General features: G+C 51.7%; 19 protein-coding genes. 17 read left to right on the forward strand and 2 right to left on the reverse strand.

Annotated elements, in window-relative coordinates; genetic code table 11:
* Nucleotides 1–64: 64 nt before the first annotated feature.
* Nucleotides 65–460, forward strand: a complete 396-nt coding sequence (locus tag ACTHPM_RS02630; RefSeq protein WP_440393625.1) for a hypothetical protein — start codon at nt 65–67, stop codon at nt 458–460.
* On the opposite strand, the gene ACTHPM_RS02635 is transcribed toward ACTHPM_RS02630, so the two are convergent.
* A complete protein-coding gene (locus ACTHPM_RS02635; RefSeq protein WP_440421424.1) occupies nt 457–1,947 on the reverse strand; it encodes an ATP-binding protein in 1,491 nt (496 codons plus the stop codon). The genes ACTHPM_RS02630 and ACTHPM_RS02635 overlap by 4 nt on opposite strands.
* Nucleotides 1,948–2,145: 198 nt before the next feature.
* On the opposite strand from ACTHPM_RS02635, the gene ACTHPM_RS02640 reads away from it, so the two are divergent.
* The 11 genes from ACTHPM_RS02640 (at nt 2,146) to ACTHPM_RS02690 (ending at nt 13,318) form a co-directional block, all read left to right on the forward strand.
* Complete coding sequence (locus tag ACTHPM_RS02640; RefSeq protein ID WP_440393627.1) at nt 2,146–2,604, forward strand: RidA family protein; 459 nt, start codon at nt 2,146–2,148, stop codon at nt 2,602–2,604.
* A 117-nt stretch (nt 2,605–2,721) separates the two neighbouring features.
* Nucleotides 2,722–3,333 carry a histidine phosphatase family protein gene (locus ACTHPM_RS02645; RefSeq protein ID WP_440393628.1) on the forward strand — a complete coding sequence of 204 codons (612 nt, stop codon included), beginning with the start codon at nt 2,722–2,724 and terminating at the stop codon, nt 3,331–3,333.
* Nucleotides 3,330–3,476, forward strand: coding sequence for a hypothetical protein (locus ACTHPM_RS02650; RefSeq protein ID WP_440393629.1), 147 nt, complete (start codon nt 3,330–3,332; stop codon nt 3,474–3,476). Before ACTHPM_RS02645 ends, ACTHPM_RS02650 begins: the two co-directional genes overlap by 4 nt.
* Nucleotides 3,477–3,679: 203 nt before the next feature.
* Nucleotides 3,680–5,968 (forward strand): AraC family transcriptional regulator, encoded by a 2,289-nt coding sequence (locus tag ACTHPM_RS02655; RefSeq protein ID WP_440421426.1) that lies wholly within the window; start codon nt 3,680–3,682, stop codon nt 5,966–5,968.
* 259 nt (nt 5,969–6,227) lie between these two features.
* Nucleotides 6,228–7,100, forward strand: coding sequence for an ABC transporter permease (locus ACTHPM_RS02660; protein ID WP_440395330.1), 873 nt, complete (start codon nt 6,228–6,230; stop codon nt 7,098–7,100).
* A 31-nt stretch (nt 7,101–7,131) separates the two neighbouring features.
* A complete protein-coding gene (locus tag ACTHPM_RS02665; protein WP_440393631.1) occupies nt 7,132–8,013 on the forward strand; it encodes a carbohydrate ABC transporter permease in 882 nt (293 codons plus the stop codon).
* Nucleotides 8,014–8,066: 53 nt separating this feature from the next.
* Nucleotides 8,067–9,746 carry an ABC transporter substrate-binding protein gene (locus ACTHPM_RS02670; RefSeq protein ID WP_440393632.1) on the forward strand — a complete coding sequence of 560 codons (1,680 nt, stop codon included), beginning with the start codon at nt 8,067–8,069 and terminating at the stop codon, nt 9,744–9,746.
* Between the two features lie 27 nt (nt 9,747–9,773).
* Nucleotides 9,774–11,054: an alpha-L-fucosidase gene (locus ACTHPM_RS02675; RefSeq protein ID WP_440393633.1), complete on the forward strand. Its 1,281-nt coding sequence runs from the start codon at nt 9,774–9,776 to the stop codon at nt 11,052–11,054.
* Between the two features lie 283 nt (nt 11,055–11,337).
* Nucleotides 11,338–11,712, forward strand: a complete 375-nt coding sequence (locus tag ACTHPM_RS02680; RefSeq protein WP_440393634.1) for a MerR family transcriptional regulator — start codon at nt 11,338–11,340, stop codon at nt 11,710–11,712.
* A 14-nt stretch (nt 11,713–11,726) separates the two neighbouring features.
* Nucleotides 11,727–12,545: an SDR family oxidoreductase gene (locus ACTHPM_RS02685; protein ID WP_440393635.1), complete on the forward strand. Its 819-nt coding sequence runs from the start codon at nt 11,727–11,729 to the stop codon at nt 12,543–12,545.
* A gap of 119 nt (nt 12,546–12,664) precedes the next feature.
* Nucleotides 12,665–13,318, forward strand: coding sequence for an HAD hydrolase-like protein (locus tag ACTHPM_RS02690; protein ID WP_440393636.1), 654 nt, complete (start codon nt 12,665–12,667; stop codon nt 13,316–13,318).
* Nucleotides 13,319–13,382: 64 nt separating this feature from the next.
* Here ACTHPM_RS02690 and ACTHPM_RS02695 read toward each other — a convergent pair whose 3' ends face one another.
* Complete coding sequence (locus ACTHPM_RS02695; protein WP_440393637.1) at nt 13,383–14,654, reverse strand: MFS transporter; 1,272 nt, start codon at nt 14,652–14,654, stop codon at nt 13,383–13,385.
* A gap of 217 nt (nt 14,655–14,871) precedes the next feature.
* Between ACTHPM_RS02695 and ACTHPM_RS02700 the strand changes: the two genes are divergently transcribed.
* The 5 genes from ACTHPM_RS02700 to ACTHPM_RS02720 all read left to right on the forward strand — a co-directional run bounded on the left by ACTHPM_RS02700 (nt 14,872) and on the right by ACTHPM_RS02720 (nt 17,892).
* Nucleotides 14,872–15,327, forward strand: a complete 456-nt coding sequence (locus ACTHPM_RS02700) for an AraC family transcriptional regulator (RefSeq protein WP_440393638.1) — start codon at nt 14,872–14,874, stop codon at nt 15,325–15,327.
* A 69-nt stretch (nt 15,328–15,396) separates the two neighbouring features.
* On the forward strand, nt 15,397–15,906 hold the full coding sequence (locus tag ACTHPM_RS02705; RefSeq protein WP_440393639.1) for an N-acetyltransferase family protein: 510 nt from the start codon (nt 15,397–15,399) through the stop codon (nt 15,904–15,906).
* Between the two features lie 182 nt (nt 15,907–16,088).
* Nucleotides 16,089–16,850: an enhanced serine sensitivity protein SseB C-terminal domain-containing protein gene (locus ACTHPM_RS02710; RefSeq protein WP_440395331.1), complete on the forward strand. Its 762-nt coding sequence runs from the start codon at nt 16,089–16,091 to the stop codon at nt 16,848–16,850.
* 15 nt (nt 16,851–16,865) lie between these two features.
* On the forward strand, nt 16,866–17,435 hold the full coding sequence (locus ACTHPM_RS02715) for a putative glycolipid-binding domain-containing protein (protein ID WP_440393640.1): 570 nt from the start codon (nt 16,866–16,868) through the stop codon (nt 17,433–17,435).
* 172 nt (nt 17,436–17,607) lie between these two features.
* Complete coding sequence (locus ACTHPM_RS02720; RefSeq protein ID WP_440393641.1) at nt 17,608–17,892, forward strand: hypothetical protein; 285 nt, start codon at nt 17,608–17,610, stop codon at nt 17,890–17,892.
* Nucleotides 17,893–18,082: the final 190 nt, after the last annotated feature.

The raw sequence follows: 18,082 nt of genomic DNA on the forward strand, positions 1-18,082 counted from the left end.
TGGCTTATAATAAAAATATGTAAAAGGTTACAAGTGCCGGTGACAATGAGGAGGTTCGGGTCTGATGATTCAAAAGTCTCCTGGTGGATCGTATTATCCATACGGCTACAAGGGTGGGGAACTCCACTGTCTGAAGTATGGAAGCTACTATGCGGATGCAGCAGCACTTCTGCAGACGATGCGTGCGGAAGAAGCATTCGTTTTATCCAAAAAACGGATTCTGCCGTTCTGGGTCGATCTGTATCACACCCGCTGGACGGAAAATGCATTAGAGGAACTGCTGGTAAGTCTGGAAAGGATTCAACATCGTATTTCCAAATTGGCTCTTGTCGGACTGCGTTATCGTGATCGGATACGTCTGAAGAGAATCCAAAAACGGCTCGGGATAAAGCTTGTTCTCCAGGTGCATTTTTTTCGGGATCCGGAGGTTGCCAAATCCTGGCTCGTAGGTGAAGCCTAAGCCTGCACTTCCTCAGGGGAAGGGGTCATAGGCAGCTTAACCGTGAATGTCGTTCCCTGATCCGGAACACTTTCGACCTGGATGGATCCCCCATGGTTATGAATAATATTCTGGGTGATCATGAAACCGAGCCCGGTGCCGGTATCTTTGGTCGTAAAAAAAGGCTCGCCCAGCCGCTCAATCTGCTCCGCTGTCATCCCCCGGCCCTCGTCCTTCACATTGATCAGCGCCTCTTGATCGCCTGAGCGGGCGGAAACACGGATGGTCCCGGCAGCATCCATGGCGTCCATGCCATTTTTGAGTAAATTAATGAATACCTGCTTTAATTGATTGGTTTCCCCGATGATCCATAGGGAAGATTCCGGACGTTCCAGTTCAATTTCGATATTTTTGAGCGCGGACTGAACCCTCATTAACGTGATGACCTGGTCCAGGACGGGCAGGATATCAATGGGTTTGCTGTGGTGTTGGCCTTGAGGCTTGGACAGTGCAAGGAGTTCATTAACGATCAGCTCGATTCGTTTAAGCTCGGATTCGATAATGTCATAATAGGTCTCGGAGCTTTGCTTGGAAGACCGCATCAGCTTCATGAAGCCGTTGATAGAGGTGAGGGGATTTCGGATTTCATGAGCAATGCCCGCTGCCAGCTGTCCGGCCATCGTAAGCTTTTCGGACTGCATCATATATTCCTCTTTTTGCCGTTGTTCCGTTATATCCTTAAAAACGCCTACCGCTGCAGGCTCGCCTTCATAGCTGATGATCAGCGTAAAGCCGTCCACGAATTTCTGCTGTCCATCCAAACTGTTGATGAGATACGTGATGGTGGGCAGGGCTTGAGATTCTGCGAATTTCTTGCGGCGTTCCGATAACGCGACATGATAGGAATTATCCACGACGTCAGAAGTGGGGATTCCGATGACTTCGCTTGAATCCTTCGCATGAATCAGACGCAGTCCAGCCGGATTGACATATTGGATAATACCTTTTTTTGTAATCAGCACGGCAAGGGGCATCTTTTCCAATAGTTGGTGATAGGAATGCTGCGTGTCTTGCAACAGCGTTTCGGTCGCACGGATCCGGCTTTCGATATCCATCCAAGGGGTTCGATCCTCGAATTGCGCCAAATAGTGGAGAGGGTCTCCATCCTCCTGAAGAATGAGATGCAAGTGAATCTTAATCTGCAGAAGCCTGCCGGCCAGATGCTGCATAGGCTGTTCCAACGTACCCGAAAGAAGCTGTCCGGATCGGAGCGTTTGACCGAATTCCTTGATCGCAGTTAACACGTCCGAGTAGGCATCGTCCAGGTGGGAAATAGAGTGAAGTTCATGCCGAGGATGTCCCAGAAGATCACAAAAGGCCGAGTTGATTTGTAAAAAGGTTCCGTGAAGCGAAATAAGAGCCATACCTATAGCAGCATGCTGAAAGGCAGGATCAAGACGCTTAAAATGATCACGAAGCGGCACTGTAAATCCCCTCTCTTTTTCCATTTGTCTGTCGGATTTTTAAACATATTATAATCATGTTCCGTCGTCCTCTTCAATGAAAGAATCAAAGTTTACTGCCGTTATTCGGTCCGGATAGAAGATTAGAATCAGATTGCATCATTTCCAAGAGAGGGTTTTATTGGAATATTGGCGAATGAACAACATATAACCTTGTCAGAACACAATAAAGGAGTGAATACCATGACATTAGGCAACACGGAGTCCAGACTTGAATCGCTGGGCATTGTGCTACCGGAATCAAGCACACCTGCGGGGAAATACGTCAATTGTGTCATGATAAACGGTTTGATGTTCGTGTCTGGAAAAGGTCCGTCCGGCCACCCGAGCGGCAAATTGGGAAGCGATTACTCGACAGAGGAAGGATACCGCTTTGCCAGGAGTACCGGTATTGAAATTTTGGCTGCCGTGAAGTCTGAGCTTGGCTCGCTTGATCTAGTGAAGCGTGTAGTGAAGCTGCAGGGCTTTGTAAATGCACAGCCTTTTTTTGAAGAGCATCACAAGGTGCTGAACGGCTGCTCGGATCTGATGATCGAGGTGTTCGGCGAGCGGGGCAGCCATGCCAGATCCGTGTTCGGGGCCGTGTCCGTCAGGGACAATCTGCCGATTATCATCGATTCGATTTTTGAAGTGGAAGCGTAATGCAGAGCCGATGAAGGCAGGGAATACATATAGGTTCACGTCCGGTTCACGAAAGTGAGGACGATGCATGAGTCGCCTATTGCTGAAGCTGGAACACACGAATAAGGAGATGAACGGATGCAGACAATTCTTTACCTGGTGAGGCATGCAGATTCGGCTTATACGCCTGGACGGGAAAGGGAGCGAGGGTTGTCGGATCAGGGATTTGAAGATGTGCATAGAGTCCAAGAGCTTTTGCGGAATGAAGAAATGGATGCTTTCTATTCCAGCCCGTACCGAAGAGCGGTGCAAACCGTGAACGAAGCCGCCCTTGCAGCGGGCAAACAGCTTGTTCTCGTGGAGGATTTGAGGGAAAGATCCTTGGCAGAAGAACATTTTTGCGTCAAAGGCGAGCATTTTCAGGACATGAAAAAGCGGCTTTACGATAATTTTGATGATGCATATCCCGGGGGAGAATCGAGTGCTGAGGCACAGCGCAGGGGAGTGCAGGCTATACTCGGTATATTGGACCGTCATGCCGGCCACCAAGTGGTGGTCGGCACTCATGGCGACATCATGACGCTCATCTTGAATCATTTTGACCGGTCCTATGGTTACGACTTTTGGAGATCGACTTCTATGCCTGACATTTACAAACTGGAGTTTGAAGCACAGCAGTTAAAGCGTGTCACCCGATGCTGGGACAGTGGAAAGCCATATGATCTGAACACAGAGGTGCTGTCCGGATGACCGCGGCTGCGATGATTGTGCTGCTGCTCCTGAACCTGGCCGTTCTGCTGCATATCAATCATAAAATACCAAAGCGAAATTATGCCAAGGAGGCCTTGGAGTGGGATCGGCAGCAGAGCGAAGGCAGGAATGAAGATGCCTGAACCAAGAACCTTTCACGCAGGTTGGCCTTCCGAATCGTACAAGAAGCTGTGACGGATGATGCATCCCGTCCGGCTTCTTTTTTTTGCCTTTGAACCTATCGATGTAAGGACGGCGAAACGCAACTCTGCTATATTGAGATTATTATAATTGCAAACATTGCTAAAGGGTGGGAATTGTTGTGAGGAATGCTTCCGTCGCTACATTGATTTTTCGCTTTTTCGTGCCTTATGCCCTGATCTTGCTCGGATCGCTGCTTGTCGGCTGGTTCGCATACCACAAGACATCGGCTCTTGTGGAGTCGGAGACGATGAAGAGCAACGGGGCGGCCTTGGGGCAGATCAGGGAAGCGCTGGACCGGCGTTTTGCCGAAGTGGAGACCATTGCCGAGCAGATGTCCAGCGAATCCAAGATCCAATCCTTTCAATTCGTCAAGGCTCCCTACCGGGACACGAATCCATACCGCTTGTGGGATTTGGAAAAGAGCTTGTTCGATTACCGGATGTCCAACCATTTCATCGTCGATTACTACATCGCCTACAAAAACAGCGGCATGTTTATTTCCCCCCGCAAAGTATACAATGCGCGCCAGTTTTACAGTCTGCAGCTCCATTACGACGATATGACATATGAGGACTGGTATAACCAGCTGTTCGGTACTTATTACTACAAAACCTACAAGCCGGGAATGCCGGTTACATATGAAGGCAAGCCGTACTCGGTTGTGAGCTACATGCAGTCCTTCGGAACGAAAGACAGCGGCGGCGTGATCACCGTCCTGATCAACAACAAGCAAATTCAGGAAATGCTGCAGAATATCGACTCAGAACAGGGGGGATTCGCTTATGTGGCGGACCAGAACGGGAACCTGATCAGCCAGGTGGGGATGGAACCGGAGTCCAACCAATTGAAAGCGCTTCCTGTACGGGAAGGGTTTTCGCAAATCCAATGGAACGGACAAAGAATGTTGATCACGCGAACAACTTCCGGCTATAACGGATGGTCCTATGTATCCGCTCAGCCGGAATCCGTCGTTCTCGAAAAAGCGAACTATATCAAGGAGCTTACGCTCACCGTGTTCATTCTGGCTTTGGTCGCAGGCTTGTTCGTGGCGGCTCTGCTCGCCTACCGGAGCAGCAGGCCGGTGTTCAAAATGCTGCAGCTGCTGCCGCTCATGCCCGGCGCCAACAGGAAGCGCCCGCCGCTCGGCAATTTGATGGACGATATCCGCAGCTCCGTGTCGGCGCTTGTGGAAAGCCATGACGCTTTGAACAGCCGCTTGGATGCACAGCTGCCGCTGCTGCGGAGCGTTTTTTTCGATAGGCTGCTGCAGGGAGGATTTACGTCCAAGGAAGAGGCCGAGGCGGCAATGGAGCATTCCCGGATCGAGATATCAGGGGATCTGCTTACTGCCGCCGTGATTCAGCTGCGAGGTTACCATGCCCCCTACAATGAGGCGATGCTGATGGAGCTGGACATCGTCAAGCTGAGGATCCGGGACGTCATTTCGGCGATCGGACCCGAGGAATGCGGGTGCGTTCAGATCCACGACTTGAGGGAAAACAAGCTGGCGCTCCTGTTCCACGGCGAAGGACGGTCCCGTGTCCATTTTATGGAGGCTGTGAAGCAGCTGCTTAACAAGCTATACGGAAGCCTAAGGGAAGCCAGTAATGCGGGGCTGCTGATCGCCGTCGGCACCTGCCAGACGAGATTGACGGAAGTGTACCGTTCCCATGGCGAAGCAGAGTTTCTGCTGCTTCATGCCGCCTGGAGCGATCAGCAGCCGATCCTGTATTACGATGACGCCGAAGTGCCTGTTCCGGCTTATTTTTATCCGTTCGATGTGGAGCAGCGCTTGATTCAGCTCGTAAGATCGGGGAACAAGCCGGAAACGGCGCGCCTCATCGGCCAGATCCGGGAGAAGAACGGGGGAGCAGCCCGGGCGGCCGTCGTCCAGCGGCTGCTGGCCCAGGAGCTGTGCGGTACGCTGATGAAATGCTGCGAGCCGTCCGGCACCGGAGAGGATGCTCTGAATGAAGAGGTAGAGGTGGTTCTCAAGGCTTCCGACCCGGCACTGCCGCCTCCCGAGGCGCTTCACATGCTGTTTCAAGCAATGCTCGACCTTTGCCAGAAGCAGGAGGATCGCAAGCGGAGCCATAATGATTCCCTGGCGGGCAGGTTGATCGAATATATCGACCGAAATTACTCGGATCCCGATTTGAGCCTCTCCGTCCTGGCCGGCGAAGCCGGGAATTCGGAAGCTTACGTCTCGTATTTTTTCAAGGAGCAGACGGGCATGAATTTTTCGGATTATCTGGAGCATGTGCGGATGGGAGAGGCAAAGCGCCTGTTGCAGCATGGCGGCATGCCGGTCAGCGAAATTGCTGCCCTTACCGGCTACCTGTCGCTGAATACGTTCAGCCGGGCTTTTAAAAGGGCAAACGGGATCAGCGCGACGGAGTTCCGCAAGCAGCAGCAAGTCCGGGAAGCTTGATGGGGGCTTGAAGAAAATCCGCAGCGGGCAGGCTTGTAAAACAGCTGACTGCCTGTGCGAATCACCTGCTATCTAAATAAATGAATAACGTCTGAAACCGGAATAATCCCTATTCTAAAGCAGGGCATATCGCTAAAAACATGCAGATTTACCCCGGTCTTGGGCAGCGTCTATACTTCAGTCACCGGCCGGAAATGCAAATTAGAATTAGGGGGTGACCGGGCTGAATCTTTGGAAGGACATCACGCGCAAATGGCAGCTGTACGCGCTGTTTGCTTTGCCGCTGCTCTACATCATTATATTCAAGTACGTGCCGATGTACGGCGCACAGATTGCGTTCAAGGAATTCAACGTAACCAAAGGCATCGGAGGCAGTCCATGGGTAGGGTTTGCGCAGTTTGAACGTTTTTTTCATTCGCACGAATTTTGGAGACTGCTGCGGAACACGCTGGTGATCAGTTTTTATGCCCTGCTGGCGAGCTTCCCGTTTCCCATTATTCTGGCGCTCGGTCTCAACTATGTGAAGAATCGGCGCTTCAAGAACACGGTTCAAATGATTACGTATGCGCCGTACTTCATATCGCTCGTCGTGCTCGTGGGACTTCTGCTGCAGTTTCTCGATCCGCGTACCGGACTGATCAACTCGATGCTCGGCTGGTTCGGCATCGGGCCGCTCCATTTCATGGCGCAGGCCTCCTGGTTCAAGTCGATCTACGTCTGGTCGCATGTATGGCAGAATACGGGCTTTGCCTGCATCATTTATTTGGCGGCGCTATCCGGCATCGATCCGGCTTTGCATGAAGCAGCCGTGATGGACGGTGCGACCAAGGTACAGCGGATGCGCCATATCGACATCCCGGGTATTCTGCCGATTGCGGTCATCCTGCTGATCCTGAATACGGGGCAGATGCTGGAAACGGGCTTTGAAAAAATACTGCTCATGCAAAATGCGCTGAACCTGCGCTCATCCGAAGTCATCGATACGTACGTGTATAAGGTTGGACTCGTCTCGCAGGCGATGAATTTCTCTTATGCGACGGCCATCGGATTGTTCAAGGCGGTGATCGGCTTCATTCTGCTGATTATCGTGAACCAGACAGCCAAACAATTAAAGCAGGAAAGCTTATGGTAGAAAGGCGGCGGAAACCTTGCACAAAGCGAAAATGAAAGAAGCCGGCTCTGACCGTCTGTTTACGATCGTGAATTACTTCGTGCTGACCCTCATCATGATTATCGTGCTTTATCCGCTTGTATATGTTGTAAGCGCTTCATTCAGCTCGAGCAGCGCGGTTCTGTCGGGACGCGTATGGCTATGGCCCGTCGAACCGACGCTGGACGGTTACAAAGCCGTATTCAAGAACGGCATGGTGGTCCGGGGCTTCATGAACACCCTGTTCTATACGGTGGCCGGGACGGGCATTAATCTGCTGTTTACGGTTCTCGCGGCCTACCCGCTGTCCCGAAGGGACTTCCGCGGTCGCAGCATGTTCATGCTGTTGTTCGTGTTCACCATGATGTTTAACGGCGGGCTCATCCCGACCTATCTGCTGGTCAAAAATCTCGGCATGATCGACACTGTCTGGTCGATGCTGATTCCGTCGGCCTTGTCGGTCTGGAACGTTATCATCATGCGGACGTATTTCCAAACCACGATTCCGGGCGAGCTGCTGGAAGCTTCCCAGCTGGACGGATGCACCGACTTCCGGTTCCTGCTTCGCATCGTGCTGCCCCTGTCGGGGCCGATCCTCGCCGTTATTGCCCTGTTCTATGCGGTGGGGCACTGGAATCAATATTTTAACGCGATGATCTTCTTGAAGCGGGCGGATCTGTATCCGCTGCAGCTCATCCTGAGGGATATTCTCGTGCAGAATGAGATCAACATCGACATGCTTGGAGACGCCAAAACGGCAGCGGCGCGCCAAGGGCTCCGGGAGCTGCTGAAGTACTCGCTGATCGTTGTCACGTCGGTGCCGCTGCTCGTGGTTTATCCGTTCGTGCAGAAGTTTTTCGTGAAAGGCGTCATGATCGGCTCGCTGAAAGGCTAAAGACAGTCGAAGAGTTCATTAACATTGAAAATTCATGGAGGGTTGTTATGTTCATGTTCAACAAAGCCAGCAAAATCACGGGTTTGGTTCTCGCTGTCAGCCTGCTGCTCGCAGGATGCTCCGGCGGCACGAAGGAGGGAAGCGGGGAAAAGACAGAGACCCAAGACCCCGCTGCCAAAACGATTGAGTTATCTGCGCCGGGCACGTACCCGCTCGTCAAAGAGAAAACGACGCTGAAGATCATGGTGCGCGGCAACCCGCTCGTAGAAAATTTCGAAACGAACGAATTCACCAAATGGTACGAGGAAAAAACGAACGTCCATATCGAATGGGAGGTCGTTCCCGAACAAAGCATGCAGGAAAAGCTGAACCTGGTGCTGGCAAGCGAGGACTATCCGGATGTCATCATGGGATTGAACGTATCGCCGACACAGCAAATGATCTACGGCTCGCAGGGCGCGTTCCTGCCGCTGAACGATCTGATCGAAAAGGAAGGCACGCAAACGAAAAAAATGTTCCAGGACAATCCGGAAATCAAGGATTCGGTGACTGCGATCGACGGCAACATTTATGCGCTGCCCGAGGTGAACGACTGCTATCACTGTTCGATGAGCCAGAAAATGTGGATTTACGAGCCTTGGCTCAAAAAGCTTGGCCTTGAAATGCCAAAAACGACGGATGAGCTGTACAACGTGCTGAAAGCCTTCAAGGAGCAGGATCCGAACGGCAACGGCAAAAAGGACGAAGTGCCGCTATCGATCACGCAAAAATCATGGCGCTCCACGATCGACTCGTTCCTGATGAACTCCTTCATCTATAATCCGGTGTACGGATCCAGCAGCAAGCATATGTACATCAAGGACGGCAAGCTGGACGTCGCATATAACAAACCGGAATGGCGCGAAGGGTTGCGCTATCTTAACAAGCTCTATAAAGATGGTCTTATCGCGCCCGAATCCTTTACGCAGGACGAGAATCAGCTGATCCAGCAGGGCGAAAATCCCGGCACAGTCATCCTCGGGGCATCCACTGGCGGTCATGAAGGCGTATTTACGCAGCTGATGGGCGAAAGCGGGCGCTGGAAAGAGTATAAAGCCGTTCCTCCGCTGAAAGGGCCGGGAGGCGTGCAGTATGCCGCCGTCGACACCACCGCACTCACGCCGGGCTCCTTCATCATCACGAAAAAAGCCAAGAATCCGGAGCTTGCACTCCGCTGGGCAGACGGGTTATACGAGAAGGAAATGACGCTCCGCAGCGTCTACGGACGTCCCGATCAGGAATGGCGCGATGCCAAGGAAGGCGAGATCGGCATTAACGGCAAGCCGGCGGTGTGGTCTGAGCTGAAGTCGTTCGGCACCGTTCAGAACGTCAACTGGGCTCAAACCGGCCCGGCCCTCCGTTCCAACGATTTCCGCCTGTCGGCCGTAGCTAAAGGCGACGACGATTTAGAGGTGATCCTGTACAACGAGACGAAGAATAAATATGAGCCGTATAAGCCGACAGATGTCAGCACGGTGCCGCCGTTGTTCCTGACGAACGAGCAGGCGTCCGAAGTGGCCGACCTGGCGAAGACGATCAATGACTACGTGGATGAGATGATCGCACGCTTCGTCATTGGCGACGCCAGCCTGGATGCGGAGTGGGACAGCTACGTGAGCCAGCTGGACAACATGAATCTGAAGGGTTATCTGGAAATCTATCAGAAGGCTTACGACGACAAGAACAAAAAATAAACACGCAAATGGAGGTTCGGACAGCCAATGAATCCGCGTTTTGAAAGAACGCTTCCGCTGATGGACGACCGCTTCGGTTTGTTCATTCACTGGGGGTTGTACGCCATCCCGGCCAGAGGAGAATGGATCCGCAATAATGAGCGCATTCCGAATGGGGACTACCAGACGTTTTTCGAGGAATTCAATCCGGTTCATTACGACCCGCGCAGCTGGGCCAAGGCGGCGAAGGCTGCCGGCCAGCGTTATGCGGTACTTACCACCAAGCATCATGACGGCTTCTGTCTCTTCGACAGCCAGCTGACGGAGTACAAGGCGACGAATACGCCGGCGGGAAGGGATCTGATCCGCGAGTATGTGGACGCATTCCGTGAAGAAGGCATAAAAGTCGGCTTCTATTATTCCTTGATCGACTGGTATCATGACGATTATCCCGCTTATAACGACCGTCATCACCCGATGCGCGGCAACGAAGCCTACAAGGATAAAGCGATCGACTTCGACCGCTATCTCGACTACATGCACGGGCAGGTTCGTGAGCTCCTGACGAACTACGGCAAAATCGATATCATCTGGTTCGATTTCTCTTATGACGACATGACCGGCGAGAAGTGGCGGGCAACCGAGCTGATCCAGATGATCCGTTCCCTGCAGCCGGATATCGTGATCGACAACAGGCTGGGCGGCAACATCATGGCCGAGGAGCCAGAAATCTACGCAGGCGACTTCTTCTCGCCCGAGCAGATCATCCCGCCGGAAGGCATCGTGAATGCGGTAGGCGAAGCCATTCCTTGGGAAGCCTGCATCACGCTGAATGATCACTGGGGGTACCATGCCACCGATAAAAATTACAAATCCCCGCGCCAGGTTGTCCGAGCGCTGGTGGAATGCGTAAGCAAGAACGGCAATCTGCTGCTGAACGTCGGGCCGGATGCGAAGGGCGAAATACCGCAGGAATCGCTGGATATTCTGGATGCGGTAGGCAAGTGGCTTCACCGCAACGGCGACAGCATCTACGGCTGCGGCATCGCCGAGCTGCCGAAGCCGGAATGGGGCCGCTATACGCAGCGCGGCAGCAAGCTGTATGCGCATGTGTTCGACCGCGGCATCGGGCCGATCTATTTCCAGGGGCTGAAAGGCCGGATCAAGAAAGCAAGGCTGCTGTCGGATGGCAGCGAGCTGCACGTACAGACGCCGTGGATGGCGGATCAGTACTCCGATACGGAGAGCGGAGCCTTCATTCACCTGGCCGGCGGGGATCTGCCGGATGAGCTGGATACGGTGATCGAGCTGGAGCTGGTGGAGGAATAGGATAGTTAGGATGAAACACGGCCCAAGGCAAATGCCTTGGGCCGTGTTTTTTTATTTACTCAACTTTCACCTGGAAATCAGCTTAAACCCTTAGGCTGTGTCCAAGTATCCACTACTTCGCTAAGAGTATGATGAGCTTGGCTACATAAAACTCGCAGCAAAACACTGATTATATTTCCTCGCCTAATAATTTACTGTCTTATCCCCCTGAAAGCCTTGACATAGAGTGCACTCTAGTTGATATGCTTTAAACTAATTTCATCGGAAAGGAGTAATGTCAGATGTGGAGCATCTTATGAGTCTGCAAATTAGTCAACTCGCCAACGAGACTGGATTATCCATTCATACCATTCGTTACTATGAGAAGGAAGGTATTTTTCCGCCCGTAAAGCGTAATGAAAACGGTATTCGTATTTATGATTCCGAAGACATGGAATGGATCCAATTCGCTTGCCGCCTTCGCGAAACGGGAATGAGTATTGCTGAAATGAAGAAATTCGCACAACTCGTCATTCAGGGAGACGAATCTAAAAACGAGCGTATTCAACTGCTTCAACAACAAAACATGCGAATCCAAAACCAAATGGAGCAACTAACACGCTGCATGGAACTCATCAATCGCAAAATCGAGTTATATTCTTCCCAAGCAGGGGACTAGAGGAGAAACGAAGGATGAAGACGATATTAATTACGGGTGCATCGGCAGGAATCGGGAGAGCAACGGCATTATATTTCGCGCACAAAGGATGGAATGTAATTGCAACCATGCGGTCTCCTGAAAAAGAAACGGAATTGACCAAGGTTAAGAACATTGTTGTCACCCATCTCGACGTTGAAATCAAAGAATCCATCCACAACGCGATTGAGCAAGGGATTTCGACATTCGGAAATATTGACGTGATTGTAAACAATGCAGGTTACAGCGCATTTGGTATTTTTGAAGCTGCAACTGAAGAACAAATCCAGAGACAGTTTGACGTGAATGTTTTTGGCCCGATGCGGGTCATTAAATCGATCCTGCCTCATTTCAGAAAGAATGGTCAGGGACTTATTATCAATATTAGCTCCGGAGGAGGAAGGCTCGCACTTCCGTTGTTTTCTCTTTATAATGCTTCCAAATTTGCCCTAAACGGACTTACGGAAGCTCTATTGTACGAGTTAGCCCCACTCAATATTCGGGTAAAGATCGTGGAGCCGGGACGAACGAATACCGATTTTGCCGGCAGATCTATGGACCCGCTGCAGGATGCCCAATTGACGATGTATAGTGAAATCGAGCAAATCATCGGATCCGTGTACCAAAGCTTATTTGACCCTCAACAAATCGATTCTCCGAATCTTGTCGCCGAATTGATTTACAAGGCGGCAACCGATCCTTCCAGCCAATTGAGATACCATACCGGCGAAGAGTTAATGAAGGCACGTGAAGAACTGAACGAAGATAAATTTATTAGCAATATGGCACAAAGTTTTGGTATCCATATCCCATAATATCGCAGTAAAAAGATTTCGTTGTACATCCCATGGTAGCAAGGACAAAGACGAACAGTTTCCTGTAAATCGTTCTGTTCGTCTTTGCAATAAACGACCTGCAGGAAAGGATGATCTAAATGCAGTACCCAACCGTTCTATTCGACCTTGACGGCACGCTGACCGATCCAAAGACCGGGATCACGAAGTCGGTGCAGTATGCACTATCCAAAAGGGGGATTCATGTGGAGGATTCGGATACGCTTATCCCGTATATCGGTCCTCCGCTCGCGCGGTCCTTTCAAGAAATCCACACCCTTACGGAGCGGGATTCCATACAAGCGGTTGAAGATTACCGGGAATATTTCAAGGATCGGGGCATCTATGAGAATGAACTGTACCCCGGCATGAAAGAATTGCTGGATCTGTTGAAGCGGCAGGGGAGGAAGCTCATCGTGGCAACTTCCAAGCCAACGGTATTTGCACGAGTCGTGCTGAAGCATTTTGAGATCGATACGTATTTTGATGAGGTCTGTGGGAGTAACCTGGATGGAACGCTCTCGGATAAGTCAGAAATTATTGCTTTCATACTTGATGAGTGCTGTGTGGATAAGCGGGGGGCCGTAATGATCGGCGACCGGAAGCATGACATCATCGGCGCGCAAAATAACGGTATGGATTCCATCGCAGTTGCCTACGGATACGGCAGTGATGAAGAATTAACGGCCATTCACCCGACGTATAATTTGAAGAGTGTTCAAGAGCTGCAACAGTTTTTTGAGGGGGATGAATAAAAGAAAACGGAAGGCCAAGGCCCTCCGTCATCGGTTAGCGTTCTGATCTTACATAAAAACAGTCTTATACCGAAACCGCAGCCTCCGCAGCTGCGGTTTTGCGCTCTTTAAACATGAAATAATAGATTCCCGAAGCGCTGATGTACAGCACGCCGGTCATACTGAACGTAATGGCATAGCCCCAATACGTCCCATAGGTGGTCAGCAGGAAGGACTGCAGCGGTCCCATCGTCGCCCATCCGAGCATGAACGCGGTCTGCGTCATGGAATTGGCGATGCCTCTGCGGGCATCCGATACCCTGTCCACCATGATGGACGACTGAATCGGGTTCGCGGCATTCATCAGGGCCTGGCGGAACAGGAAGCTGACCGAAGCGATCATGAACAGATTCGTGAAGCCGGTCAGCAGAAGGAACGGCAGCGACATCATCTGGAACAGTACGACAGCCTTCACCGGGCCGACCCGGCTCACGAGCGACGGACCGATGAGCATCGATACGATCGTCATCACCTGACCGAGCGATATTAATATGCCCACGGCCGACAACGATACGGCGAAGCGGTTCGTAAAATATAAATTCAAATACGGAACGACCAAGCCGGAGCCCGTGCCGACGATCAGCTGCGCAAGGGTGAATTTCCAAATGGCTGTCCAGTCATCCTTGGCCCGGACCGGCAGCTTCGCGGGTTCTTCGGTCACAGAAGTCTCGATTCGTATTTGTTCTTTCGCCGGCTTCTTCACGAACAGCAGGGGAATAAATGCCAGTACGCTCGCTGCTCCACCAGCAAAGAGTACGGCCTGAAGGCTGTGGATTTTGCTCCAGCCGGCCTGCTGCAGCAGATCCGCGAGGAAGCCTCCGCCGCTGCTGCCAAGCACCTGGGCGGCAAGCACCAGCGAGAAATGATAGCTGAACATTTTGAGCCGCTGCGCTTTGGTCGTATTTTCTGCAAGAAAGGGTACGGCGATCACCTGAAAGAAGGCGGCGAAAAGCCCGGCCGCAACCGAGAGGAGGATCAGTCCTGATTCCCCGCTGACCCAAGCTCTGCCCATGAAGCTCAGCCCCGTCAGCATGGCCCCTAGCAGAAGCAGCAGCCGATGGCTGACGCGGTCCGCGATCAGTCCGATGGGAATGAACACGAGCGCCGTGGCCAGGGACTGCATGCTGACAATCGTACCGTTCATCGTATCCTCGTAACCGAGTGCTTGAATATATAAATTGTAAAGCACCGAGAACATACCTGTTCCAATCTGGTAAAGCAGGTTTGCGAGAAAAAAGAGTTTAATATTGCGTCCAAGCTGTTTCCAGCCTGATGTTACAGCATGCCATACATGCATGGTGTCAGATCCTCCGTTTGTCTATGGTGTAAAGTGACCGTTTGGAAAGCATTCTTTCCTATTGTAGCAAGGGAATCTACGGGAGGAAAGCAAAATTTGGAAGATGTCCTTCATAGGGGGACAGTGAAGGTTCTTAAAGAAATGAATGAATATCATTTTATATCATGTTAGCATCTCAAGAGTAAGGATGAACTGTATATGAAAGGATAATCCATTCATGGATGCTAAATTCGAAACGCTCCCAAGTTATCGTCTTGCGTATGTGCGTCAGACCGGTCCTTATGGAGCTGGCAATGTTTCGGCGATGGAGGCGCTAAAGGATTGGGCTATGGGCAAAAATCTGCTGACAGAATCGGCTGTTTTGTTCGGCATTCCGCAAGACAATCCCCAAACCACGTCGCCTGAACAATGCAGGTATGATGCATGCATCGTCATTGCAGAAGGTGACGTCGTGGATGATGCGGTCCGCAAAGGCGTGTTGAACGGCGGCGACTACGTGGTGTTTACGATCAAGCATACCGCTGAAGCGATACAAAACGCATGGGCAAGCATTTTCCCTATCATACACAGCATGGGGTTCCAGGTGGACGACAAACCGGTGTTAGAGAGGTACACTGGCATTTTGCTAACCGAAAATGACTGCGAAATCTGCGTGCCCGTCAAGCCGATTTGAAAGTACCGAAACATTTTGAATCTGCTGCTCGTACAAAAGATGAAGAATACTCAGGAAGGTGTGAAAATTTTGACCGAACCATTGACGATTGTAGAAGTCCGCTCCATGGAGCCGATGCTGAAGGAACAGCTTATTCCCCTACTCATTGACGTGGTGCATGCAGGAGCTTCGGTCGGCTTTTTGCCTCCATTGTCCCGCGAGGAAGCCGGCCGTTACTGGGAGCAGGCGCTTGAACCGGGCGTCCGGATGTGGATTGCGATGCGGGAACGGGATATCGTAGGCACCGTGCAGCTGCACTTGGCTTTGAAGGCGAACGGCTCGCACCGGGCTGAAATCGCGAAGCTGATGGTGTCGCCGGGATGCCGGCGCAACGGAATCGCAAGATTTCTGATGCAAACGGCGGAGCAAGCAGCCTCATTTGAGAACCGGTCGCTGCTGGTGCTGGACACCCGCGCTGGTGATCCGTCCAACCTGCTGTATCAATCCATGGGATATGTGGAAGCCGGACGCATTCCGCGCTATGCGCAATCGGCGGACGGCTCGCTGGATGACACTGTATTCTATTATAAAGAAATATAAAAAATTGCTGTTATCAAAGGAATGATCGCGGATGGTCGATGTCTTTCAGGCAACTGCCGACGAGCTGGAGGATTTGGCTCCCTTGTTTAATGAGTACCGGATGTTTTACAAGCAGGCATCCGATGTGGACGGGGCGCGGGGCTCTGTAAGGTACGAATCTGGAGGAAGGAGGACAAGACTTGATGGAATTTGAACCGCAAAACCGCCTGGAGGAGCTGCTGGTGATGGCTGCGCAGGATCCGGGAGCAAGGCCGGATTTTTACCGAGAGCTGCTTGATTCGGACATCTATACGATTCAAGTCGGCGTAGAAGCACGGGGGCTTGACCCTCATATGCTGGACCGGGGGGATCGAGTCCATTTGATCCACGTCCAGTTCGATGAAAAAGAGTACGTTCCGATCTTCACGTCGCTGCTGCGGCTGCAGCAGTTTATCAAGGAGGAAGCGCATTACATATCCATGAACGCAAAGGATTTGTTTGAGCTTACGCTTGGCTCGGAGGCTCTGTTGAACCCTGGGTCCGGCTACGGCAAGGAATTTTTGCAGGAAGAAATCGCATCACTGCTTAACGGCTCGATCTTTGGCCCGGTCACGTCCCGAGAGATTAAGAAGGATACGCAGATCATGATTGGTCAGCCGGCGACGGTACCCACGGAGCTGCTTGAAGCGCTCACGAGCCGGTTCCAGACCATGAAGCAGGTTACATCCGCGTATAGCGCTCATTATTACGATCCCGAAACGGATGAGCGCCCGCATACCTTGATTGCGATCGAGTTCACCGGGGAATGCGAACAAGTGATGAGAGAAGCCGGAAGCATTGCGGATACAGTCAGGGTGCCCGATCCGCCGGTCGATTTTATCGAGCTTTCCAAGGACTCGGGGCTGTACGATTATTTCATGTCGACCCGGCCTTTTTACCTGAAGAAGAAATTCAAACTGTTCTAAAAGGAGCTGCCGAACATGGAACGGACCATGATATGGAAACGGCTGGACGGAACCGGTATGGAATACTGCACGCACAGCTGGGGTAAGCGCACGGAAATCCGCGGAAAGGTCATCCGATCGGATGAAGACGGGGCAGCTTTCGTCGAATACTCCGTTCTATGCGATGAGCTAGGGAACACCGAGCAGGTGGACATTGAATATGTCAGGACGGACGGCACGCAAACGATGATGCTGCGAAAGGATGCAGAGCATCGCTGGACGCGTAACGGTGTTCGGTTGCCCGCACTGGACGGTCTGAAGGATATCGATATCGGCGTGACGCCGTCTACGAATTGGCTGCCGATTCGCCGCTTGCGGCTCGGGGTCGGAGAGTCGGAGGAAATGACCGCCGCTTGGGTCTGTTTACCCGAATTCGAGGTGCAGCCCCTGCAGCAAATGTATGTCCGCATCGATGAAACCACGTATGAGTACCGTTCGATAACCGGGTTTAAAGCACTTCTGCGGACGGATGATGAAGACGTGGTCCGGAATATGAAGCGGCTTGGGCCGAAGTGGACGAAGCGGGCTCCGCAATCTAGCGTTTGACGGATGGTGTTTTGCCCGAGTGGTAGAATATATAGCCATAAAAGACAGGCGGCGCAAGAAAGATTCATTTTCCTTCTCTATGAAATGGGTGCTGTTCCTACGACATTCATCGTTTCGATTTAGTAGATTCGGCATAGAATACAGTATCCTTCAGAGAAGGGAGGTGATCGGCATGGCGATTTTATTGCCTCAGCAGTTTTTTAACCTGGCGCCAAATGTCGGCAAATCCTACTACGAGAACCTATCTGGCGGGGTAAATGCGGCTGTCACGGTTCAGAACAACGCGGCGAACGCGGTGAGTCTGGTCATCACTCGCGTCGACGCTCCGGTAATTACGTACGTGATACCAGCGTTCAATAGCTTGACGCTTTCGGTCAGTCATTTGCTCGTGGCTGCGCTGCTGTCTGACGCAGGCGCCGTATTCGGCACGATCCAGATCGCGACGTCCGATTTTTAATAATGGATGGACAGAGCCGAAGAGACGAATGAACCATAGCAACATAAAATTACGGATCGGCCGATAAGGGGCTGGTTCGTTTTTTTATTGCAAAAATGAAGGTAACTCGCGGTTATTTGTCGAACAGTTATGATTTGGGCAGGACGAGTACGTGCTGGACATGCTGAAAAGGTGGTATAAGGGCCATGGA

This window comes from Paenibacillus sp. SAFN-054 (assembly GCF_051966755.1).
Lineage (GTDB): Bacteria > Bacillota > Bacilli > Paenibacillales > Paenibacillaceae > Paenibacillus_AQ.